This is a genomic window from Catellatospora sp. TT07R-123, assembly GCF_018327705.1.
Lineage (GTDB): Bacteria > Actinomycetota > Actinomycetes > Mycobacteriales > Micromonosporaceae > Catellatospora.
Window position 1 is genome coordinate 2,481,412 of sequence record NZ_BNEM01000001.1, and the last position, 20,593, is coordinate 2,502,004.

The following is a 20,593-nucleotide window of genomic DNA, read 5'->3' on the forward strand; positions in this document are numbered from 1 at the left end:
GGCCGCCTTCGCGGCCGCGGCGCGATCGCCCGAAGGCGGCGTCTTCCCTCGTCGCTGCGGGGCCTTCGGCCCCGTCACGCTCCTCAGTCCAGACGCCGCCGCGATCGCGCGATCCCGGTGGGCCGGGTCAGGGCACCAGGTGGATACGGATGTTGTGGGCCAGGGCGACGGCGTCCACCAGGATCGCGTGGCGGGGTTCCGGGACGTCCAGCAGTCGCTCGTGGCGCAGCGGCAGCAGCGGTTCCAGCCGCTTGTCGGTGAGGATCGACTCGACGGTGCCCCGGTCGCCGCCGCAGACCAGGGCGGCCATGCTGTCGGCGTACGGCAGCAGGATCCGCGCCGCGACGTCGGCCGCGTCCTGCGCCGCCGCGCTGGCCTGGTTGTCCCGCCGCCGCGCGTACCGCTGCTGCGACCAGCCTCCCGCCGCCGTCCGCGCCTGCACGTAGAACGTGTCCACCTTGGACGCGATCAGCTCGTCGCCGTCGGCGACCCCGACCGCGACGGCGTTGCGCCGGGCCAGCAGCAGCCCGAGCCGCCGAGGCAGGGCCAGCTCGGCCAGCAGCGCGTCGACGTCGGCGACCTCCGGCAGCCCCGGCGGCGGCACCAGCAGCGCGGTGTCGCCGTTGGCGGCGACCAGCTTCAGCCCCTCCTCGGCGGCGCCGTCGTGGCGCGAGTAGAAGCCGTCCAGCCAGCGGCGCAGCCGTCGCGGCTGCACCTCGGCCCAGCGTCCCCCGCCGCTGGCGGGCTTGGCGACCATCAGGACAGCAGCGCCGCGACGGCGGCGTCCACATCGGCCGCGGTGGTGTACACGTGGAACGCCGCCCGGACCCGCCCGCCGCGTACGGCGGCGCGGATGCCCGCGGCGGCCAGCTTCTGCTCCGCGCCGGGCACGTCCACGGTGACGATGGCGCTGTCGCGCGGGGGCAGCCCGAGCCCGGCCAGGAACCGGTTGGCCAGCGCCACGTCGTGGGCCTGGATGTTCGCCACGCCGATCTGCTCGATCAGCTCCAGCGCGGGCGCGGTGCCGACCCAGGCGTGCCAGGCGGGCGAGACGTCGAACGCGCGGGCGTCCTTGGCCAGGCGCAGCGGCAGCCCGTAGTAGCCGCTGTGCGGGTCCTCGGCGGCGAACCAGCCCGCCTGCGACGGCCGCATCCGCTCGCGCAGCTGCGGGGCCAGGTAGGCGAAGCCGGTGCCGCGCGGCGACATGAGCCACTTGTACGCCCCGGCGACCACCACGTCGGCCAGCGCCCCGTCGAACGGCAGCCAGCCGCAGGCCTGGGTCGCGTCGACCACCACCCACGCCCCGGCCGCCCGCGCCGCGGCGACGATGCCCGCGTAGTCGGCCAGCCGCCCGTCCAGCGACTGGACCAGCGCGAACGAGACCACGTCGACGCCGGCGTCGATGCGGTCGGCCAGCTCCGCCAGCGGCGCCGTACGCACGGTGACGCCGCGGTCGGCCTGCACCGCGAACGGGAACACCGCCGAGGTGAACTCCTGCTCCGGCACCAGCACCACGCCGCCGTCGGGGACCGCGTCGGCGACGGACGCGAGCAGCTGCGACACCTGCGAGCCGACGGCGACGTCGGCCGGGTCGACCCCGATCAGCCGGGCGTACGACGCGCGCGCCAGTTCGGTGGCGTCGGCCCAGCCCTCCCACGAGACCCGGCCGGCCCGCCAGTCGTCCTGTGCCCGCTGGAGCGCGTCCCACGCCGGGGTGGGCGGCAGCCCGAAGCTGGCCGTGTTGAGGAACCCGGGCTCGGCGGCCCACAGGTGGGCCGCACCGGCCACACCCGCACCGCTCGGACTAGTGTTCATGAACCGCAGTATTTCACCGACCTGCGGGTACGCACGCGGGCCAATACGGGAGTGGTGGCATGGCGCAGCAGTTGCTGGCCCGCCTGGAGGCGGGGCTGACCGCGGCGGCGGACCCGGACCGCGCCCCGGCGATGCGGGCCTACCTGCGCGACCAGTTCGCGTTCCTGGGCGTGCCGAACCCGGGCGTGCGCGCGGTGGTGCGGGCGGCCGAGGCGGGCCTGCCGGCACCCGGCCAGGACCAGCTGCGCGAGCTGGCGCTGGCGTGCTGGCAGCGGCCCGAGCGCGAGTACCAGTACGCCGCCCTGCTGGTGCTGCGCCGCCACGCGAAGGTGCTGCGGCCGGACTTCCTGGACACCGCCCGGCACCTGATCGTCACGAAGTCGTGGTGGGAGACGGTCGACACGATCGCCCCGCACGTGGTCGGGCCGATGGTGGCCCGGCACCCGGAACTGGTCGCGGCGATGGACGGGTGGAACGCCGGGGACCAGCTGTGGCTGATCCGGGCCTCGATCCTGCACCAGCTCGCCTACGGGCGGGCCACCGACGCGGGTCGGCTGTTCGGCTACTGCGCCGCGCGGGCCGGGCACCCCGACTTCTTCGTACGCAAGGCGATCGGCTGGGCGCTGCGCCAGCACGCCCGGACCGACCCGGACGCGGTCCGCGCGTTCGTCGCCGCGACCCCGCAGCTGTCGGGCCTGTCCCGGCGCGAGGCGCTCAAGCACCTGGGCTGAGCCGCCCCGGCCGGGCGCCCGCCCGTGGTAGGACGGGGTGTGGAGTCGAATCCGCTGGCCCGCACCGTGGCGTTCACCGACGGCGTGGTGGCCATCGCGCTCACGCTGCTGGTGCTGCCGCTGGCCGACACCGCCAAGGAGGCGGCGGTCATCCCGATCGGCCAGCTCGTCCGGGTGCACGCGGGCGACTTCCTCGCGTTCGTGATGTCGTTCCTGGTGGTCTCGCTGTTCTGGATGGTGCACCGGCGCATCTTCGAGAACCTCGTCAGCGCGGGCGAGGGCGTGATGATGCTCAACATCATGTGGCTGCTGGGCGTGGTGTTCCTGCCCGTGCCCACGGCGGTGCTGACCTACGAGACGAACCCCGACGGCGGCTCGGCCGTGCTGTACATGGTGAACCTGACCTTCATCGCGCTGTCGGGCCTGCTGCTGGCGCTGCGCATCCGGCACCGGCCGGTGCTGCAGCGCCCCGACCGGGGCAAGGCGATCCAGCGGTCGGTCCGGCGCGGCGTCGTCTCCACCTCGGCGATGGTGCTGACGCTGCTGGCCGCCATACCCCTGGGCACGCTGGCGCTGCCCCTGCTGGCCCTGCTGCCGCTGCTGCAGATCGCCGCCGCCCGCCGCTGGGCCAGGCAGCACGGCGGCGACGCCGATCAGGCCGACGCCGAGTTCACAGCGCCTGACGAACCAGAGTGAGCAGCTCGTCGCCGTCGGCGACCACCACGTCCGGCGTGTGCTCGCTCTCGGGGGTCTCGCCGTGCGGCATGAGGATCGCCGCGCCGACGCCCGCCCGGCGCGCGCAGGCGATGTCGCGGTGGGGCTGGTCGCCGACGAACCAGCACGCGGCCGGGTCGACGCCCAGCTCGCGGGTGGCCGCCCAGATCATGCTCGGGTGCGGCTTGTACACGCCCAGCTCGTCGCTGTAGATCTGCGTCGCCAGCGCCCCGGTGACACCCAGCTCGTCGAGCACGTCGCGGTGCGCCTGGCCGGACCGGGTGTTGCTGACCACCGCCACCGGCATGCCCCGGCCGACGGTGAAGTCGAGCACGTCGGCCATGCCCTTGCGCAGCGCCCAGCTCGGCCGCAGCGTCCACATCCGGGTCAGGTCGCTGGCGTGCACCAGCACCGTCGCCCGCGCCACCGCCGGCCACTGCGCCGCCACCAGCTCGCCCCACAGGTGCTCGTGGCTGACCTCGATGCAGTTCTCGGTCTCCTCGCGCAGCCGGTCGCGTTCGGCGTCGGCGTGCTCCAGCGACGCCCTGACCTCCTGCTCGGTCAGCGCGCCCGCCACGAGCTGGCGGACGCGCTGCACGAGGGCGAGGTAAGGGTCCTCCGCCTTCCGGGATTCGACGATCACGCCGCCGAAGTCGAGCAGCAACGCGGCAGGGGTAGGCAGCATGGCGCCTACTCTGCCACGATCAGCCCCACCGCGAGAACCGTGATCACGGCGCTGGACAGCAAAGCCGTGACCAGCCTGCCGCGGGGACCGGTCAGCGCCCGGCCGACCAGCGCGCCGCTGCCGGCGACCAGCAGCTGCCAGCTCGCCGAGGCCAGGAACGCCGCCGCGACGAAGACCGCGCCCTGCCAGCCGGTGATGGCCGCCGACGCGGTGCCGCCGAGGACCAGGGCACCGAAGTAGACGATCGTCATCGGGTTGAGCAGGGTCAGCCCGAGCAGGGCGGCGAACGCCCGGCCGGGACTGCTCAGGCCGGACGCCTCGCGGGCGCGGGCCGGATCGCGGAAGTGGCGGACCGCCCCGTACGCGGTGTGTGCGGCCAGGTAGACCAGGACGACGACGGCGACCCAGCGCAGCGGGCCGGAGACCGGCTCGATCCAGTGGGCCAGCGCCGCCCCGCCGAGCACGGCGGCCAGCGCGTAGACGCCGTCGGCGGTGGCCACGCCCAGCGCGGCCCCGGCGCCGATCCGCAGCGAGGTACGGGCGGTGAGGCTCATCAGCAGCATGGCGATCGCCCCGACGGGCACGGCTACGCCGTACCCGGCCAGCAGGCCCGCCACGAACGCGGCGGTCACGAGCGGAAGATGCTCGATCCGGCCGCGGACCTCCGCTGCTGTCGACCCCGTCCTTCCGCCGTGGCGGACAGGGGCGCGAGGCGCGAGAAGTGTGCGGTCATGCCCGCCATCCTGCCCACCCGCCCCGGGGACCCGCTACCTGTTTTCCCGTCGATGTCCCCGACGTCAGTGCGGGTGCGCGACGGTGGCGAACGGGTCGTAGTCGACCTCCAGCGGCTCCTGCGGCGGCCGCTGCGGTTCCGGCACGTGCTGGAGGTTGACCCGGATGCGGTACCAGACCGAGCTGCGCCCCCGCATCCCGTCGACGAGCACGTCGATCGGCTGGAGCAGCGCCGCCACCGCCGCGTGCCGCGCCTTCCAGCGCTCGAACCCGGCCAGCGCCTCGTCCTTCGTCTTCGCTCGCGCGATCTCGATCAGCGGCATCGTCGGCTGGCGCCGCCCGGTGCCACTGCCCCTTGGTGCCCTGGGCGGCTTCTCCGCCGGGCCGAGCCGCTCGGCCAGCGCCAGCAGGCCGTCCAGCGACCCGGCGGCATCGTCCATGCCCGCCCACGGGTCGCCGCGCTCGGCGAACCGGGCCGCGACGCTGGTCAGGGTGAACCGCTCCGCGCGGCAGCTCGGCACCTCGGCCCAGGCCAGCGGCGTGGACACGCGCGCGTCCGGCGTCGCCCGCACCGAGTACGCCGAGGCCACCGTCCGGTCCTTGGCGTTCTGGTTGAAGTCGACGAAGACGCCCTCCCGGTCCTCCTTCCACCACCTGCCGGTGGCCAGGTCCGGCACCCGGTGCTCGACCTCGCGGGCCACCGCCTCGGCGGCCAGCCGCACCTGCGGGTACGTCCAGCGCGGCTCGATCCGGGCGTAGATGTGGAACCCGCGCGAGCCCGACGTCTTGGGCCACGCGGTCAGCCCGTGCTCCTCCAGCACCTCGCGGGCCACCTGGGCCACGTCGAGGATCTGCGGCCAGTCCGAACCCGGCATCGGATCCAGGTCGATGCGCAGCTCATCCGGGTGGTCCAGATCCTCGGCCTGGACCGGGTGCGGGTTGAGGTCTACGCAGCCGAGGTTCACCACCCAGGCCAGCGCAGCGGCGTCACGGACCACGACCTCGTCGGCGGAGGTGCCCGAGGCGTACCGCAGCTGCGCGACCTCGATCCAGTCCGGCCGCTTCTCGGGCGCCCGCTTCTGGAAGAACGCCTCCTCGTCGATGCCCTTGACGAAGCGCTTGAGGATCATCGGCCGCCCGCGTACGCCGCGCAGCGCGCCCTGCGCCACCCCGAGGTAGTACCGCACCAGGTCCAGCTTGGTGAGCCCACTCGCGGCGAACACCACCTTGTCCGGACTGGTGACGGTCACCTCCCGCCCGTCGATCTCCAGCACCTCGCTCTTGGCCATGACCCCACTCTAGGGAAACCGGCCGACACCGGGTCAGCTGATGCGATGGCGGACCCAGACGTTGGGCTCGACGTAGACGGCGCTGTCGTGGGCGGTGTCGACGTTGACCGGGGCCAGCGCGAACGGCACATGCACCGGTCCGTCGGCGTCGAACGGCAGCCCGGTGCGCTCGCGCCACTCGGCCAGCGTGCCCGGGATGACCATGGACCGCGGCGCCACCTTCTCGATCACGCCGCCCGCGCGCACGTGCACCCGCAGCCACGGGTCGACGGGCAGGCCGTCGGGGCGGGTGCGGAACGCGTACGACGTCATCGGCTCGTCGGGGTCGGCCTTGCCGTTGGGCCGCACGGGCGCGACCAGGTCGGAGAAGCCCAGCCGGGCCACGTTGTCGCGCATCGCGGCCAGCATCAGCGACGACAGCCCCTTGCCCTGCATGTCCTTGCGGATCCCGATCTCGATCGCGGACACGATCGTCGGAGTCTCGCCCATCAGGTGGGCGCGGATGCCGCGCCGGATCGCCGCGTCCCAGCCGTCGTCGGGCAGTTCGTCGCCGGCGGGCGTGAACGGGATGCTGTACGCCTGCGCCACGACCGTGCCCGGCGCGTCGGGATCCTCGGCGACCAGCACGAACTCCGGGAAGATCCGGTGCGCCACGGAGTAGTAGATCGAGGAGATCGGGTCGTGGCGCATGAACTCCGGCCACGGAGAGGGCATGTCCCACATGGGTTCGAGCAGTTCGGGACGGTCGGCCAGGACGGAGATACGCATGCCCCGCACCCTCCTACACCCCACCCCCACCCGCCAACCGGTTAACCACCCGCCCACGCTTCAAGATCGGCCAAGTTGCCGGGCAATCGGGCGAAAGAGCGGCCAAGATACGCCCGATTGCCCGGCAACTCGGCTGGTCTTGGGGCCCGTGCCCGCCTGGGAGGTGGGCGGAATGCGAAAGGCCCGCCGGGAGCGGCGGGCCTTTCGGTGGTACGGGGTGAGCTCGGGTCAGACGTTGAAGCCGAGGGAGCGGAGCTGGTCGCGGCCGTCGTCGGTGATCTTGTCGGGGCCCCACGGCGGCAGCCACACCCAGTTGATGCGCATGTCGGCGGCCAGGCCGCCGCCCGGACCGCTGCACAGCGCGGCGCGGGTCTGCTCCTCGATCACGTCGGTGAGCGGGCAGGCGGCCGAGGTCAGCGTCATGTCCAGGGTGACGGTGTTCTCGTCGTCGACGTGCACGCCGTAGACGAGCCCCAGGTCGACCACGTTGATCCCGAGCTCCGGGTCGACGACGTCCTTCATGGCCTCCATGACGTCGTCCACCGGGGCCTTCTTGACGGCGGGCGCGGCGGTGCCCTCGGCGATGTCGGTCTCGCTCATCACACTTCCTCCTTCTCGAGGGCGACGGCCTGGGCGACCGCGTCCTTCAGGGCCATCCAGGACAGCAGGGCGCACTTGACCCGCGCCGGGTACTTGGCGACGCCCGCGAACGCGACCGCGTCCCCGAGCACGTCCTCGTCCGGCACGATCTGGCCCTTGCCGCCCATGAGCTCGGCGAACGCGGCGTGCACCCGCAGCGCCTCGTCCACCGTGCGGCCGAGCAGCAGCTCGTGCAGCACGCTGGCGGACGCCTGGCTGATCGAGCAGCCGGTGCCGTCGTACGAGATGTCGCGCAGGGTCGGACCGTCGAGGGCCACCCGCAGGGTGATCTCGTCACCGCAGGTCGGGTTGACGTGGTGCACCCCGGCGGCGAACGGCTCGCGCAGTCCGCGCCCGTGCGGGTGCTTGTAGTGGTCCAGGATGATCTCCTGGTAGAGCTGGTCGAGCTGCATGGCTAGGCGAAGACCTTCCGCACCTGCTCGAGGCCGCGCACAAGGGCGTCGACCTCGTCGGTCGTCGTGTAGAGGTAGAACGATGCCCGGGTGAGGGCCGGGACCGAGAAACGATCGCAGATCGGCCGGGCGCAGTGGTGACCGACCCGGACCTGCACGCCGAGGGCGTCCAGCACCTGGCCGACGTCGTGCGGGTGGATGCCGCCGAGGGTGAACGAGATGGTGCCGCCGCGGCCCACCGGCACGTTCGGACCGTAGATGCGCAGGTCCGGCACGGTGGCCAGGGCGTCCAGCGCGTACGCCGTCAGCTCCTTCTCGTGCCACTGGATCGCGTCCATGCCGATCGCGGACAGGTAGTCCACGGCCGCGCCCAGCCCGACCGCCTGCGCGATCGGCGGGGTGCCGGCCTCGAACCGGGCCGGGGCGGGCAGGAAGGTCGAGCCGGTCATCCGCACCGTCTCGATCATCGAGCCGCCGCCCAGGAACGGCGGCATGGTGTCGAGCAGCTCGCGGCGGCCCCACAGCACACCGATGCCGGTCGGGCCGAGCATCTTGTGGCCGGTGAAGGCGATGAAGTCGACGTCGTAGTCGACGACGTCCATGGGCAGGTGCGGCACCGACTGCGAGCAGTCGAGCATCAGCAGCGCGCCGACCTGGCGCACCCGCTGGGTGATCCGGGCGGTGGCGTTGACCGTGCCGAGCACGTTGGAGGCGTGCACGATCGAGACGATCTTCGTGCGCTCGTTGACGAGCTCTTCGAGGTTCGACTCGTCGAGGCGGCCGGAGTCGGTGATGCCGAACCAGCGCAGCGTGGCACCGGTACGGGCACACAGCAGCTGCCACGGCACGATGTTGGAGTGGTGCTCCATCTCGGAGATCACGATCTCGTCGCCGGGGCCCAGCCGGAACCGGGGGTCGTCGGCGTGCGGGCCGAACGCGTGCGCGACCAGGTTCAGCGCCTCGGTGGCGTTCTTGGTGAACACGACCTCGTCGGGGCTGCCCGCGCCGATGAACGCGGCGACCTTGGCACGCGCTCCCTCGTACGCCTCGGTGGCCTCGGTGCCCAGGGTGTGCACCGAGCGGGCCACGTTGGCGTTGTGCCGCGCGTAGAACTCGGCCATCGCGTCGATGACCTGGCGCGGCTTCTGCGAGGTGTTACCGCTGTCGAGGTAGACGAGCGGATGACCGTTGACCTCCCGATCCAGGATCGGGAAGTCGGCGCGCACGCGCTCCACGTCGAAGCGCGGCTTGTCGTCGTACTGCGGCATCCCGGCCGGGATGGTCAACGTCGTCATCGTCTCATCTCTCCTCAGGCGCCCACGGCCGCCGCGCCCGCACCGGCGACGTAGCGCTCGTAACCCTCGGCCTCGAGCTTGTCGGCCAGCTCCGGGCCGCCCTCTTCGACGATCCGGCCAGCCACGAACACGTGCACGAAGTCGGGCTTGATGTAGCGCAGGATGCGCGTGTAGTGCGTGATCAGCAGCAGACCGGTGTCGCTGTTGTCCCGGACCCGGTTCACGCCCTCGCTGACCACGCGCAGCGCGTCCACGTCCAGGCCCGAGTCGGTCTCGTCCAGGATCGCGATCTTCGGCTTGAGCAGCTCCAGCTGCACGATCTCGTGCCGCTTCTTCTCACCGCCGGAGAAGCCCTCGTTGACGTTGCGCTGGGCGAACGCCGGGTCCATGCCCATCTTCTCCATCGAGCCCTTGAGCTCGCCGGCCCAGGTGCGCAGCTTGGGCGCCTCACCGTCGATCGCGGTCTTGGCGGTGCGCAGGAAGTTGGCCACCGACACGCCCGGCACCTCGACCGGGTACTGCATGGCCAGGAACAGGCCCGCGCGGGCCCGCTCGTCCACGCTCATCGCCAGCACGTCCTGGCCGTCCAGGTGCACGCTGCCGCCGGTGATCTCGTACTTCGGGTGGCCCGCGATGGAGTAGGCCAGCGTCGACTTGCCCGAGCCGTTGGGGCCCATGATGGCGTGGGTCTGGCCCGACTCCACCGTCAGCGTGACCCCGTGCAGGATCGGCTTCAGCTCGCCCTCGGGCAGCTTCACCGACACCTGAAGGTCGCGGATCTCCAACTTGCTCATCGGCTTACTCCATTACTCGGTGTCAGGCTGACGTAGACATCGCCGTCGCGGATCTCGACGGGATAGACGGGGATCGGCTCGGTCGCGGGCAGGCCGGACGGCGCACCGGTACGCAGGTCGAAACGCGAACCGTGCAGCCAGCATTCCAGCGTGCACCCGTCGACCTCGCCCTCGGACAGCGCCACCGCGGCGTGCGAGCACTCGTCGTACGCCGCGTAGAACGCGTCGTCCTCGGCGTGCACCACCACGAGCGGGACCTCGCCCAGCTCGACCGCGAGCGCGGCGCCCTTGGCCACCTCGTCGGCGGCGCACGCGCGGATGAACTCGGACATCGTCACGAGCCCGCCTTCTCCAGGCGCTGCTCGATCGCGGCGCCCAGCCGCTCGCGCAGCTCCTCGGCCGGGATCTTGTGCAGCAGCTCGGCGAAGAAGCCGCGGACGACGAGCTTGCGCGCCTCGCCCTCCGGGATGCCCCGGGCCATCAGGTAGAACAGCTGCTCGTCGTCGAAGCGGCCGGTCGCCGAGGCGTGGCCGGCGCCGACGATCTCGCCGGTCTCGATCTCCAGGTTGGGCACCGAGTCGGCGCGGGCGCCGTCGGACAGCAGCAGGTTCCGGTTGACCTCGTATGTGCTGGTGCCGGTGGCGTGGTCCTGGATCAGCACGTCGCCGACCCATACCGTGTGCGCGCCCTCGCCCTGTAGCGCGCCGCGGAAGTTCACGAACGAGCGGCAGTCGGGCACCGAGTGGTCGACCAGCAGGCGGTGCTCCAGGTGCTGGTCGCCGTCGGCGAAGTACAGGCCGAACAGGTCGGCCTCGCCGCCCCGGCCGGTGTACTCGACGCTGGTGAACTGGCGCACCAGGTCGCCGCCGAGCGACACCTGCACGTGCACGATCTTGGCGTCGCGGCCGAGCCGCACCTTGATGTGCTGGGCCTGGACCGCGTCCGGCGCCCAGTCGGCGACCGTGACCAGGGTCAGCTTCGCCCCGTCGGCGACGGCGACCTCGACGTTGTCGGCCAGCGTGACGCTGCCGGACTGCTCCAGCACGATCGTCGCCTCAGCGAACGCGCCGATCGCCAGGTGGGTGTGCCCGGCCGCGGCGCCCTCGGCACCGCCGCCGACCAGCCGCAGCGTGAACGGCTCGGCCAGCACGGTCTCCTTGGCCACCTCGACCAGCAGCGCCTGCGCGGCGTTCTCGTACGCCCACGCGCTGATCCGGTCGAACGGGGTCAGCACCCCGCCGACCTTCGCGCCGTCCAGCGCGACGGTGGACACGGTGACGCCCTCGGGCAGGGTGCCGTACTCGTGCTTGGGCGCGACCCCGGCCGCGACCGTGCCGGCGGCCAGCCCGCGCAGGCGCTTGAGCGGCGTGAACCGCCACTCCTCCTCGCGGCCGGTCAGCGCCGGGAAGTCGGCGGAGTGGAACGAGCGCAACGCCTGCGACTTGGTCTTGGGCGGTGCGATTGCTTCGGTGGTCATCAGCCGACGGCGCCTTCCATCTGCAGTTCGATCAGTCGGTTCAGTTCCAGCGCGTACTCCATCGGCAGCTCCTTGGCGATGGGCTCGATGAAGCCGCGCACGATCATGGCCATCGCCTCGTCCTCGGACATGCCCCGGCTCATCAGGTAGAAGAGCTGGTCGTCGCTGACCTTGGAGACGGTCGCCTCGTGGCCCATGGACACGTCGTCCTCGCGGATGTCCACGTACGGGTAGGTGTCCGAGCGGGAGATGGTGTCCACCAGCAGCGCGTCGCACTTGACCGTGCTCTTGCTGTGGTGCGAGCCCTCCAGCACCTGGACCAGGCCGCGGTACGAGGTGCGGCCGCCGCCGCGCGCGATCGACTTGCTGATGATCGTGCTGGAGGTGTGCGGCGCGGCGTGCACCATCTTGGCGCCCGCGTCCTGGTGCTGGCCCTCACCGGCCATCGCCACCGAGAGCACCTCGCCCTTGGCGTGCTCGCCGACCATGAACACGGCCGGGTACTTCATGGTCACCTTGGAGCCGATGTTGCCGTCGACCCACTCCATGGTGGCGCCCTCGTGGCAGACGGCCCGCTTGGTGACCAGGTTGTACACGTTGTTCGACCAGTTCTGGATGGTCGTGTACCGGCAGCGCGCGTTCTTCTTCACGATGATCTCGACGACCGCGCTGTGCAGCGAGTCGGAGGAGTAGACCGGCGCGGTGCAGCCCTCGACGTAGTGCACGTACGCACCCTCGTCGACGATGATCAGCGTCCGCTCGAACTGGCCCATGTTCTCCGTGTTGATCCGGAAGTACGCCTGGAGCGGGATCTCCACGTTCACGCCCGGCGGCACGTAGATGAACGAGCCACCCGACCAGACGGCGGTGTTCAGCGCGGCGAACTTGTTGTCACCCACGGGGATGACGGTGCCGAAGTACTCCTTGAACAGCTCCGGGTGCTCGCGCAGCGCCGTGTCGGTGTCCAGGAACAGCACACCCTGCTGCTCCAGGTCCTCGCGGATGGCGTGGTAGACCACCTCGGACTCGTACTGGGCGGCGACGCCGGCGACCAGGCGCTGCTTCTCGGCCTCCGGGATGCCCAGCTTGTCGTAGGTGTTCTTGATGTCCTCGGGCAGCTCTTCCCAGCTCGCCGCCTGCTTCTCGGTCGAGCGGACGAAGTACTTGATGTTGTCGAAGTCGATGTCCGACAGGTCCGCGCCCCACGACGGCATCGGCTTGCGCCCGAACAGGCGCAGGCCCTTGAGCCGCAGCTCCAGCATCCAGTCGGCTTCGCTCTTCTTCGAAGAGATGTCGCGCACGACAGCCTCGTTCAGACCTCGCTGCGCGTTGGCGCCGGCCACGTCCGGGTCGGCCCAGCCGTACTCGTACTTGCCCAGGCCAGCGAGCTGGTCCTCGGTCGTGGTGATCTGCTCGGTCATGAGTCTGTCCTCATCGTGACGGCGTCGGTTTGCAGGTTGTTCGAAAAGCCGGTGGGCGCGGCAGGGCGCACCTTCGGCGGTATGTGCGTGGTGCACACCCCGTCGCCGTGCGCGATGGTCGCGAGCCGCTGCACGTGCGTGCCGACCAGGCGGGAGATCACCTGGGTCTCGGCCTCGCACAACTGCGGGAACTCGGCGGCGACGTGAGCCACGGGGCAGTGGTGCTGGCACAGCTGCCCGCCGGTGGCGATCGCCGACGCGCTCGCAGCGTAGCCCTCCGCGGTCAGCGCACCCGCGAGCGCCTCCGCACGGGCGAGAGGATCGTCACCCGCGTCGCGTACGGCGGTCTGGCAGCGCTCCTCAAGCCCGGCCACCTGAGCTGCGGCGAAGGCGGCGACCTCGCGGGGACCACCGTGCTCGGCGATCCAGCGCAGGGCGGCGGCGGCCATGCCGTCGTAGTGGTGGCGGCCCAGGCCCTCGCGGGCGGCGTCGGTGAGCAGGAAGACCTTGGCGGGGCGGCCCCGGCCGCGCGGGCCGCGGCGCACCTGCTCGCGCGCCTGCACCAGGCCCTCGGCCAGCATGGCGTCGAGGTGGCGGCGGATGCCCGCGGTGGACAGGCCCAGCACGGCGCCCAGGGCGACCGCGGTGGCAGGGCCCTGCGCGAGCAGCTCGATCACCCGATCGCGCGTGGCCGGGTGTACGGTGCGCTGATCGGGTGCCTCGATGATCTCGGCGCCCTTTTTCACTACACCAGTGTTACTTATTTCGTCCGACGTGCGCAAACCTACCCACCGGTGACGCGGGCCACTCGCGCTCCCCGCGCCCGACCAGCGCACTCGGCGCGCCTACCATCGGTTCGTGCTGTCTGTCCTCCGCCGCGTGGCGGCCCCGCTGCTCGACGCCTCCCCCCCCGCGATGCGCAGGCTCGCGCTGGCCAACCTGGTCGGCAACATCGTCATCGTGGTCACCGGCGGCGCGGTGCGCCTGTCCGGCTCGGGGCTGGGCTGCCCGACCTGGCCGCGGTGCACCGAGGACTCGTACGTCACCACCCGCGAGATGGGTGCGCACGGGGTCATCGAGTTCGGCAACCGGCTGCTGACCTTCGCGCTGGTCATGATCGCGGGCGCGGCGCTGCTGGCCGCGTGGCGGCACGCCCGGCTGCGCCCGCTGGCGCTGGCCGTGGTGCTGGGCATCCCGGGGCAGGGCGTCGTCGGCGGGTTCACCGTGCTGAGCAACCTCAACCCGTACGTGGTGGGCCTGCACTTCCTGCTGTCGATCGCGATCATCGGCGGGTCGTACGCCCTCTGGCAGCGCACCCGCGAGCAGGTGGCGGTGAGCCGCACCACGGCCCGGCTGCGCCCGCTGACCTGGGCCGTCGTCGCGGCGAGCGCGGTGGCGCTGTCGGTCGGCGTGATCGTCACCGGCAGCGGCCCGCACGCGGGCGACGAGCAGGCCCGGCGCACCGGCCTGGACCCGGCGATGATGTCCCAGCTGCACGTGGACACCGTGTTCCTGCTGCTCGGCCTGGCCGCGGCGGTCTGGTTCGCCGGGCGCGCGGTGGCCGCGCCGCTGCTGACCCGCCGGGCCGCGATCCTGCTCGGCGTGCTGCTCGGCCAGGGCGCGATCGGGTTCGTGCAGTACTTCACCGGCCTGCCGGAGGTCCTGGTCGGCGCGCATATGGCCGGGGCCTGCGTGCTCTGGACGGCCGCGCTCGGGGTGGTCTGGGCGACCGGGTTCGACGCCGCACCGGGCGACGGCGACGGCACGGTGACTGGGAGCGTACCCACGGTGACCAGCGCGGATTCTGCGCCGCCGTTGGTCACCGTCCGGTAACCGCGAGATTCCGATCTGAGCGTCAGTCGTCGCCGGAACCATCCCGACGACGCGGCGCCGGGGCGATGATGGGCGGGTGCCGACCCCTCTGCGCCGTGCACCGCAGGCGCACTCCGACGACTCGCTGCCGGGCGTGGTGACCCGGACCTTCACCACGGCCGGGCACCTGGACTACTGGGCCGTGGTGCGCCACGCCGAGCACGCCGCCGCGCTCGTCGAGGAACTCGCCACGCTCGTGGGCACCGGCCGGGCGGAGGTCGCCCGGCAGCCGCTCGCGCAGGCCGTCTGCCTGCTGCTGCACACCCTCGACCGCGCCGACGACGCCTCCGGGGCGCTGGACAACCTGCTGCACCGCCTGCTGGCCGTGCACGCCGAGGCGTGCGGCCAGGCCCCCGGCGACGGGGTCGAGCTGGCCGACTGGCTGATCGCGGTGCAGTTCGAGGCCGAGCGCTGGTGCCCGGTCGACATCTGGGCGTACGGCCCCGCGCTGGGCCCCGAGGGCCTGGACCACTACCGCGCCGTCGTACGCCGCCGCTGGTCCGCCGACCCCGGCGACCTGAGCGCCCGCGACGCCATCGAACGGCTGGCCCGCTGGGAACGCGACACCCCGACCCTGGTCGAGGTCATCGGCGGCGACCTGCGCCACGCCGCCCAGTACGGCCGCCTGGCCCGCGCCCTGGCCGACATCGGCGAGCCCGAAGCCGCCCGCGCCTGGGCCGAACGCGGCCTCTCCGCCCACCCCGACGACCCCCCAGGCGCCGGCCTCCGCGACTTCCTCTCCCGCACCCCCTGACCGACCCCACCCGCCCCGGGCCGCCACCCCCTCCTGGGTCGATCATGAACTTATGGCACGGCTCGACGGTGTGTCGCGGGCACAGCTTCCTGATCAACAGCTCCCTCGCGGAGGCGAGCGTGCAGTTTCGGGGAAAGTGCTGGAATTCGGCCAGCGATTGCTGCACTTTCCCCGAAACTGTAGTGATCTTGGCGCGGCGCGGGGAGCGGGCGGCGCGGGGGCGGCGGGAGCCGGATGCGGCGCCTCCGGTGCGGGCGGGGGCGCCGGGGGGGTGGTGGGTCAGGGGCGGCTGGGGAGGTGGGTGGTGATGGCGGTGGCGAGGCGGTCGGCGGCGGCGGGGTCGTGGACCAGGAAGACCGAGGGTTCGGTGAGTTCGAGCTCGATCAGGTGCGGGTTGCCGTCGGCGTCGGGGATCAGGTCGACGCGGGCGTAGACCAGGCCGTCGGGCAGGGTCGCGACCACGGTGTCGCCGACGGCCAGCTCGGCGGCGGTGGGCGTACGCGCGGTGATGTCCTCGGCCTTGTAGAGCTCGTCCACCCCGTCGACGTGCGGGCCGGTCAGCAGCGGCCCCTTGCGGATGGCGTGGCTGTACGCCAGGCGCCCCGTCACCGGGTCGGCGAAGTACAGCAGGGCGGTCTCGCCGTACGCGTCCACGGCGCCCAGGTACGGCTGGACCAGCACCAGCCGCCCCGCGGCCTGGAGCCGCCGGACGTGGTCGGCCGCGGGCACGGCGTCGCCCGGCCCGTAGCGGCCGGTGTCGCGGCTGCCGGAGCTCACGGAGGGCTTGATGACGTACTCGCCGCCGCCGTCGGGGGCGGTCCACTCGTCGCCCGGGGCGACGAAGGCGGTCGGGATGATCGGCACGCCGGCGGCCGCCAGCTCGGCCAGGTAGCTCTTGTCGGTGTTCCAGGCCACCACCGCGGCCGGGTTGGCCAGGGCGGGCACCGAACGGGTCCAGGCCAGGAACTCGTCGCGACGCCAGGAGTAGTCCCAGGTCGAGCGGAGCACCACGAGGTCGTAGCCGGACCAGTCGACCGCGGGGTCGTCCCAGACGACCGGCTCGGCGGCGATGCCCCGCGCGGCCAGCGGCGCCAGCACGAGCTGGTCGTCGGGCTCCAGCAGCGGGATCTCCGCGCAGGTCGCGATCGCGACGCGGGGCGCACCGTCCGGGCGGGCAGCATCTCCGCAGGCAGCGTCTCCGCGGGAGGAGGGCTCGGATACCAGGGCGACCCGGGCATCCGCCCGGGTCGCACGGTCAAAGGCTGTGCTCACAAGATCCAAGATAGCTCGCGGATCTGAAACTTCCTCAGCGCGTCAGCGTCCGCTTGGACATGGACCGCCAGAGGTCGTTGGTGGGACGCATGAGCTCGATGAGCTCCCGCTCCCACTCGTTCTCCACGGTGATACCAGCCCGTTCACAGGCGGCCCGGGCAACGTCGGTGCTGGACGCGAACTGGTCGCCCCACGCGCCGTCGCCGCCCACCAGCACGATGCGAGCACCGCGCCGACCGACGTACTCGATGACCCCCTTCGCACCTCCGTGCGCGCTAGCGAACTCGCGCAGGCCGGCCACGAGCGTGGCCGTGGGGTGCTCGATGGTCACCGTCGTATCTGAACCTTCTGCCATGCAAGCACGATAAGCAGAACGGGCGTCCGGTAGCGGGATTGTGAGCACCTTTTGTGATCCCCGTTACGTACCTGCAACCCGGTGTTCGGAGATCGACTGTCCGGGTTCGCCCGGAAATATCCCCGTCAATGTGTCGCAGAACGGACAACTAACTGAGCAATCGACACGCCCGGCGCGGGGATTAGGGCGTGTCATCTACAAAGCCGGTAAAACGGTCAGAGGAAGACGTCCACGCCGACCGCCACGAAGACGATCGTCAGGTACGCCGTCGACCAGTGGAAAAGGCGCATCGGCTTGACCGGCTCGCCCTTCACGGTGCGGCTGTACAGCCCATGGGCCTCCAGGATGAACATCATCCCGCAGACGAGCGCGGGGATGCCGTACACCCGGGACATGCCCAGCGGCCAGACCGCGAGCGAGGTCGCCACGGTCAGCCAGGAGTACACCACCGACTCGATCGCGACGCGACGCGGGGTGGCCACCACCGTCAGCATCGGGATGCCCGCCTTGGCGTAGTCGTCCTTGAACCGGATCGCCAGCGCGTAGAAGTGCGGCATCTGCCAGAAGAAGACGACGCCGAACAGCAGCCAGGCGGGCGCGGCCAGCGAGCCGGTCACCGCGGCCCAGCCGATCAGCACCGGCATCGCCCCGCACACGCCGCCCCAGAAGGTGTTGTGCGGCGTGGTGCGCTTGAGCCAGGCGGTGTAGATGAGGTCGTAGTAGACGATCGCCGCCACGGTCAGCGCGGTGGCCAGCCAGTTCGTGAACGCGGCCATCAGCACGGTCGAGGCCGCCGCCAGCGCCAGGCCGAAGATAAGGGCGTTACGCGGCGACACCGCGTGGGTAACCAGCGGGCGGCGTGACGTTCGTCCCATCAGCGGGTCGATGTCACGGTCGAGGTAGCAGTTGATCGCGTTGGCGGCACCGGCCGCGAACGAGCCGCCGACCAGGACGACCAGCATCAGCCATACGGAGGGAAGGCCCTTGTCCGCGAGCATCATCGCCGGGATGGTGGTGATGAGCAGCAGCTCGACGATGCGCGGCTTGGTCAGCGACACGTACGCGCCGAACACCGCCCAGCGGGCCTCGCGGCGCGACGCCCGGATGGCGCGCGCGGCGCTGCCGGGCTGCACCGGGATGACGGGGAGGGGCTGGGACGGGAGGTCTATGGTGCCGGCCGCCTCAGGCGACTCCGCGGCGAGCGTGCTCACCCGAGACAGGGTACGGCAACGCTGGTCAAAGCCTGCGGCCGCGCCCGGCCGCGCGGATCCCGCGCCGGACACCCCAGCGGACACCACGCGGGACAAAGCACGGGTTCGCACATGTGTCGTGCGCGGTATGAGTAGGGTCAACACCGACAGGGCGACACCGTGGCCGCCCTTATGACGATGCGTTGCGCCTTTCCACAGCTCCGGTGCGTGCTATTCCGGGTCACGGCCCTGGAGCGACGGCAAGACTGATCCGCTAGGAGTAGCACAGCTGTGACTGAGCAGTTGATCTGGTCTGACATCGACCGCCGCGCGGTGGACACCGCCCGTGTACTTGCCATGGACGCGGTGGAGAAGGCCGGCAACGGCCATCCCGGCACCGCGATGAGCCTTGCCCCCCTCGCCTACCTGCTGTTCCAGCGGGCGATGCGCCTGGACCCCAACGACCCGGACTGGGCCGGCCGCGACCGCTTCGTGCTGTCGGCGGGGCACTCCTCGCTGACCCAGTACGTCCAGCTGTTCCTGGCCGGGTACGGCCTGGAGCTGTCGGACCTGCAGGCGCTGCGCCAGTGGGGCTCGCTGACCCCGGGCCACCCGGAGCACGGGCACACCCGCGGCGTGGAGACCACCACCGGCCCGCTGGGCCAGGGCCTGGGCAACGCGGTGGGCATGGCGATGGCCGCCCGCCGCGAGCGCGGTCTGTTCGACCCCGACGCCGCCCCGGGCACCAGCCCGTTCGACCACCACATCTTCGTGATCTGCTCCGACGGCGACATCGAGGAGGGCATCACGCATGAGGCCTCCGCCATCGCCGGGCACCAGAAGCTCGACAACCTGATCGCGTTCTGGGACGACAACGAGATCTCGATCGAGGACGACACCCGCATCGCCAAGTCCGAGGACGTCTGCCTGCGTTACGAGGCGTACGGCTGGCACGTCGAGCGGGTCGACTGGGTCGGCGGCGACGGCGGCTACCACGAGGACGTCACGGCGCTGTGGGCCGCGATCCAGCGGGCGAAGGCGGTCACCGACCGGCCCAGCTTCATCGCGCTGCGCACCATCATCGGCTGGCCCGCGCCGACCAAGCAGAACACCGGCAAGATCCACGGCTCGGCCGTCGGCCCGAACGAGGCCGCCGCGGTCAAGGAGGTGCTGGGCTTCGACCCGGCGGTCGCCTTCCCGGTCGAGGACGCGGTGCTGGTGCACACCCGCGCGGTGGGCGAGCGCGGCCGGGTGCTGCACTCGCAGTGGGAGGACGCCTTCCACGACTGGGCCAAGGCCAACCCGGACCGGCTGGCGCTGTTCGACCGGATGAGCACCCGCACCCTACCCAAGGGCTGGGAGGACGCGGTGCCGAGCTTCCCGGCCGACGCCAAGGGCATCGCCACCCGCGCCGCGTCGGGCCAGGTGCTCAACGCGCTCGCGCCGGTGCTGCCGGAGCTGTGGGGCGGCTCGGCCGACCTGGCCGAGAGCAACAACACCACCATGAAGGGCGAGCCGTCGTTCATCCCGGCGGAGTTCGCGACCAAGGAGTTCCCCGGCCACGAGTACGGCCGCACGCTGCACTTCGGCATCCGCGAGCACGGCATGGGCTCGATCCTCAACGGCATCGCCCTGCACGGCGGCACCCGCCCGTACGGTGGCACGTTCCTGGTGTTCAGCGACTACATGCGCCCGGCGGTGCGCCTGGCCGCGCTGATGAAGCTGCCGGTCACGTACGTGTGGACGCACGACTCGATCGGCCTGGGCGAGGACGGCCCGACCCACCAGCCGGTGGAGCACCTGACCGCGCTGCGGGCCATCCCGGGCCTGGACGTGGTGCGCCCCGCCGACGCCAACGAGACCGCGCAGGCCTGGAAGCTGGCGCTGGCCCACAACGACCGGCCCACGGCCCTGGCGCTGAGCCGCCAGAACCTGCCGACCATGGACCCGGCGAAGGTCAGCGGCGTCGAGCACGGCGGCTACGTGCTGGAGGAGGCGTCCACGGGCACCCCGAAGGCGATCCTCATCGGCACCGGCTCCGAGGTGCAGATCTGCCTGGCCGCCCGCGAGCTGCTGGAGGCCGACGGCGTGCCCACCCGGGTCGTGTCCATGCCGTGCCAGGAGTGGTTCCGCGCGTCCGACGCGTCATACCGTGAATCGGTGCTGCCGTCGTCGGTCAAGGCCCGGGTCAGTGTCGAGGCGGGTATCGCCATGTCGTGGCGCGACCTGATCGGCGACGCGGGCGAGGCCGTCAGCCTGGAGCACTACGGCGCCTCGGCACCGGCGGCGACCCTGTTCGAGAAGTTCGGGTTCACACCCCAGGCGGTCGCCGACGCCGCCCGGCGGTCTCTGGCCAAGGCCAAGGAAGGGCAGTGAC

The 20,593-nt window shown here is 71.9% G+C and carries 22 protein-coding genes; 5 read left to right on the forward strand and 17 right to left on the reverse strand.

Annotated elements, in window-relative coordinates:
• Positions 1-127: 127 nt before the first annotated feature.
• On the reverse strand, positions 128-760 hold the full coding sequence (locus Cs7R123_RS10500; RefSeq protein ID WP_244871982.1) for an acVLRF1 family peptidyl-tRNA hydrolase: 633 nt from the start codon (positions 758-760) through the stop codon (positions 128-130).
• Complete coding sequence (locus tag Cs7R123_RS10505; protein ID WP_212825581.1) at positions 757-1,815, reverse strand: aminotransferase class V-fold PLP-dependent enzyme; 1,059 nt, start codon at positions 1,813-1,815, stop codon at positions 757-759. Before Cs7R123_RS10505 ends, Cs7R123_RS10500 begins: the two co-directional genes overlap by 4 nt.
• Positions 1,816-1,874: 59 nt before the next feature.
• Here Cs7R123_RS10505 and Cs7R123_RS10510 point away from each other — a divergent pair, with 59 nt between their 5' ends.
• Positions 1,875-2,546 carry a DNA alkylation repair protein gene (locus tag Cs7R123_RS10510; RefSeq protein ID WP_212825583.1) on the forward strand — a complete coding sequence of 224 codons (672 nt, stop codon included), beginning with the start codon at positions 1,875-1,877 and terminating at the stop codon, positions 2,544-2,546.
• Between the two features lie 39 nt (positions 2,547-2,585).
• The gene (locus Cs7R123_RS10515; RefSeq protein WP_212825585.1) at positions 2,586-3,242 is read left to right on the forward strand and encodes a TMEM175 family protein; all 657 of its coding nucleotides are present in this window, start codon (positions 2,586-2,588) and stop codon (positions 3,240-3,242) included.
• Here the strand turns inward: Cs7R123_RS10515 and Cs7R123_RS10520 are convergent.
• From Cs7R123_RS10520 to Cs7R123_RS10575, 12 genes are all read right to left on the reverse strand, one after another.
• Entirely contained in the window at positions 3,217-3,945 is a 729-nt protein-coding gene (locus Cs7R123_RS10520) for an HAD family hydrolase (RefSeq protein ID WP_212825587.1), read from the reverse strand. The two genes, Cs7R123_RS10515 and Cs7R123_RS10520, sit on opposite strands and share 26 nt — an antisense overlap.
• Before the next feature lie 5 nt (positions 3,946-3,950).
• The gene (locus Cs7R123_RS10525) at positions 3,951-4,577 is read right to left on the reverse strand and encodes a LysE family transporter (RefSeq protein ID WP_212825588.1); all 627 of its coding nucleotides are present in this window, start codon (positions 4,575-4,577) and stop codon (positions 3,951-3,953) included.
• 165 nt (positions 4,578-4,742) lie between these two features.
• A complete protein-coding gene (gene ligD / locus Cs7R123_RS10530) occupies positions 4,743-5,966 on the reverse strand; it encodes a non-homologous end-joining DNA ligase (RefSeq protein ID WP_212825590.1) in 1,224 nt (407 codons plus the stop codon).
• 33 nt (positions 5,967-5,999) lie between these two features.
• Complete coding sequence (locus Cs7R123_RS10535; RefSeq protein WP_212825592.1) at positions 6,000-6,734, reverse strand: N-acetyltransferase; 735 nt, start codon at positions 6,732-6,734, stop codon at positions 6,000-6,002.
• A gap of 228 nt (positions 6,735-6,962) precedes the next feature.
• Positions 6,963-7,334: a metal-sulfur cluster assembly factor gene (locus Cs7R123_RS10540; RefSeq protein ID WP_212825594.1), complete on the reverse strand. Its 372-nt coding sequence runs from the start codon at positions 7,332-7,334 to the stop codon at positions 6,963-6,965.
• Entirely contained in the window at positions 7,334-7,786 is a 453-nt protein-coding gene (gene sufU / locus Cs7R123_RS10545) for a Fe-S cluster assembly sulfur transfer protein SufU (protein ID WP_212825596.1), read from the reverse strand. The genes Cs7R123_RS10540 and sufU overlap by 1 nt, the downstream gene beginning before the upstream one ends.
• 2 nt (positions 7,787-7,788) lie before the next feature.
• Entirely contained in the window at positions 7,789-9,081 is a 1,293-nt protein-coding gene (locus Cs7R123_RS10550) for a cysteine desulfurase (RefSeq protein ID WP_212825598.1), read from the reverse strand.
• Positions 9,082-9,095: 14 nt separating this feature from the next.
• The gene (gene sufC, locus Cs7R123_RS10555; RefSeq protein ID WP_212825600.1) at positions 9,096-9,875 is read right to left on the reverse strand and encodes a Fe-S cluster assembly ATPase SufC; all 780 of its coding nucleotides are present in this window, start codon (positions 9,873-9,875) and stop codon (positions 9,096-9,098) included.
• Entirely contained in the window at positions 9,872-10,207 is a 336-nt protein-coding gene (locus Cs7R123_RS10560) for a non-heme iron oxygenase ferredoxin subunit (RefSeq protein WP_212829064.1), read from the reverse strand. Before Cs7R123_RS10560 ends, sufC begins: the two co-directional genes overlap by 4 nt.
• 2 nt (positions 10,208-10,209) lie before the next feature.
• Positions 10,210-11,352 carry a Fe-S cluster assembly protein SufD gene (sufD, locus tag Cs7R123_RS10565; RefSeq protein ID WP_212825602.1) on the reverse strand — a complete coding sequence of 381 codons (1,143 nt, stop codon included), beginning with the start codon at positions 11,350-11,352 and terminating at the stop codon, positions 10,210-10,212.
• Positions 11,352-12,773, reverse strand: a complete 1,422-nt coding sequence (sufB, locus tag Cs7R123_RS10570) for a Fe-S cluster assembly protein SufB (RefSeq protein WP_212825604.1) — start codon at positions 12,771-12,773, stop codon at positions 11,352-11,354. The genes sufD and sufB overlap by 1 nt, the downstream gene beginning before the upstream one ends.
• Positions 12,770-13,519, reverse strand: coding sequence for a metalloregulator ArsR/SmtB family transcription factor (locus Cs7R123_RS10575; RefSeq protein WP_212825606.1), 750 nt, complete (start codon positions 13,517-13,519; stop codon positions 12,770-12,772). Before Cs7R123_RS10575 ends, sufB begins: the two co-directional genes overlap by 4 nt.
• A 169-nt stretch (positions 13,520-13,688) precedes the next feature.
• On the opposite strand from Cs7R123_RS10575, the gene Cs7R123_RS10580 reads away from it, so the two are divergent.
• Positions 13,689-14,606, forward strand: coding sequence for a COX15/CtaA family protein (locus Cs7R123_RS10580; RefSeq protein WP_212829065.1), 918 nt, complete (start codon positions 13,689-13,691; stop codon positions 14,604-14,606).
• A 76-nt stretch (positions 14,607-14,682) separates the two neighbouring features.
• Entirely contained in the window at positions 14,683-15,399 is a 717-nt protein-coding gene (locus Cs7R123_RS10585; RefSeq protein WP_212825608.1) for a hypothetical protein, read from the forward strand.
• A 279-nt stretch (positions 15,400-15,678) separates the two neighbouring features.
• Here the strand turns inward: Cs7R123_RS10585 and Cs7R123_RS10590 are convergent, their stop codons facing one another.
• The 3 genes from Cs7R123_RS10590 to Cs7R123_RS10600 form a co-directional block, all read right to left on the reverse strand.
• Positions 15,679-16,623, reverse strand: a complete 945-nt coding sequence (locus Cs7R123_RS10590; RefSeq protein WP_212829066.1) for a RimK family alpha-L-glutamate ligase — start codon at positions 16,621-16,623, stop codon at positions 15,679-15,681.
• An 82-nt stretch (positions 16,624-16,705) separates the two neighbouring features.
• Positions 16,706-17,026 (reverse strand): hypothetical protein, encoded by a 321-nt coding sequence (locus Cs7R123_RS10595; protein WP_212825610.1) that lies wholly within the window; start codon positions 17,024-17,026, stop codon positions 16,706-16,708.
• Positions 17,027-17,241: 215 nt separating this feature from the next.
• A complete protein-coding gene (locus tag Cs7R123_RS10600; protein ID WP_374706985.1) occupies positions 17,242-18,159 on the reverse strand; it encodes a heme o synthase in 918 nt (305 codons plus the stop codon).
• A 348-nt stretch (positions 18,160-18,507) separates the two neighbouring features.
• Between Cs7R123_RS10600 and tkt the strand changes: the two genes are divergently transcribed.
• Positions 18,508-20,592 (forward strand): transketolase, encoded by a 2,085-nt coding sequence (tkt, locus tag Cs7R123_RS10605; RefSeq protein WP_212825612.1) that lies wholly within the window; start codon positions 18,508-18,510, stop codon positions 20,590-20,592.
• Position 20,593 lies beyond the last annotated feature (1 nt).

Excerpts from the sequence above, each read along its gene's own strand:
- Cs7R123_RS10580 (WP_212829065.1), top strand. The coding sequence starts at position 13,689 with ATGCGCAGGCTCGCGCTGGCCAACCTGGTCGGCAACATCGTCATCGTG.
- sufU (WP_212825596.1), bottom strand. The coding sequence starts at position 7,786 with ATGCAGCTCGACCAGCTCTACCAGGAGATCATCCTGGACCACTACAAG.
- sufB (WP_212825604.1), bottom strand. The coding sequence starts at position 12,773 with ATGACCGAGCAGATCACCACGACCGAGGACCAGCTCGCTGGCCTGGGC.
- Cs7R123_RS10505 (WP_212825581.1), bottom strand. The coding sequence starts at position 1,815 with ATGAACACTAGTCCGAGCGGTGCGGGTGTGGCCGGTGCGGCCCACCTG.
- sufC (WP_212825600.1), bottom strand. The coding sequence starts at position 9,875 with ATGAGCAAGTTGGAGATCCGCGACCTTCAGGTGTCGGTGAAGCTGCCC.
- Cs7R123_RS10510 (WP_212825583.1), top strand. The coding sequence starts at position 1,875 with ATGGCGCAGCAGTTGCTGGCCCGCCTGGAGGCGGGGCTGACCGCGGCG.
- Cs7R123_RS10520 (WP_212825587.1), bottom strand. The coding sequence starts at position 3,945 with ATGCTGCCTACCCCTGCCGCGTTGCTGCTCGACTTCGGCGGCGTGATC.
- Cs7R123_RS10540 (WP_212825594.1), bottom strand. The coding sequence starts at position 7,334 with ATGAGCGAGACCGACATCGCCGAGGGCACCGCCGCGCCCGCCGTCAAG.
- ligD (WP_212825590.1), bottom strand. The coding sequence starts at position 5,966 with ATGGCCAAGAGCGAGGTGCTGGAGATCGACGGGCGGGAGGTGACCGTC.
- Cs7R123_RS10595 (WP_212825610.1), bottom strand. The coding sequence starts at position 17,026 with ATGGCAGAAGGTTCAGATACGACGGTGACCATCGAGCACCCCACGGCC.
- Cs7R123_RS10550 (WP_212825598.1), bottom strand. The coding sequence starts at position 9,081 with ATGACGACGTTGACCATCCCGGCCGGGATGCCGCAGTACGACGACAAG.
- Cs7R123_RS10560 (WP_212829064.1), bottom strand. The coding sequence starts at position 10,207 with ATGTCCGAGTTCATCCGCGCGTGCGCCGCCGACGAGGTGGCCAAGGGC.
- Cs7R123_RS10535 (WP_212825592.1), bottom strand. The coding sequence starts at position 6,734 with ATGCGTATCTCCGTCCTGGCCGACCGTCCCGAACTGCTCGAACCCATG.
- sufD (WP_212825602.1), bottom strand. The coding sequence starts at position 11,352 with ATGACCACCGAAGCAATCGCACCGCCCAAGACCAAGTCGCAGGCGTTG.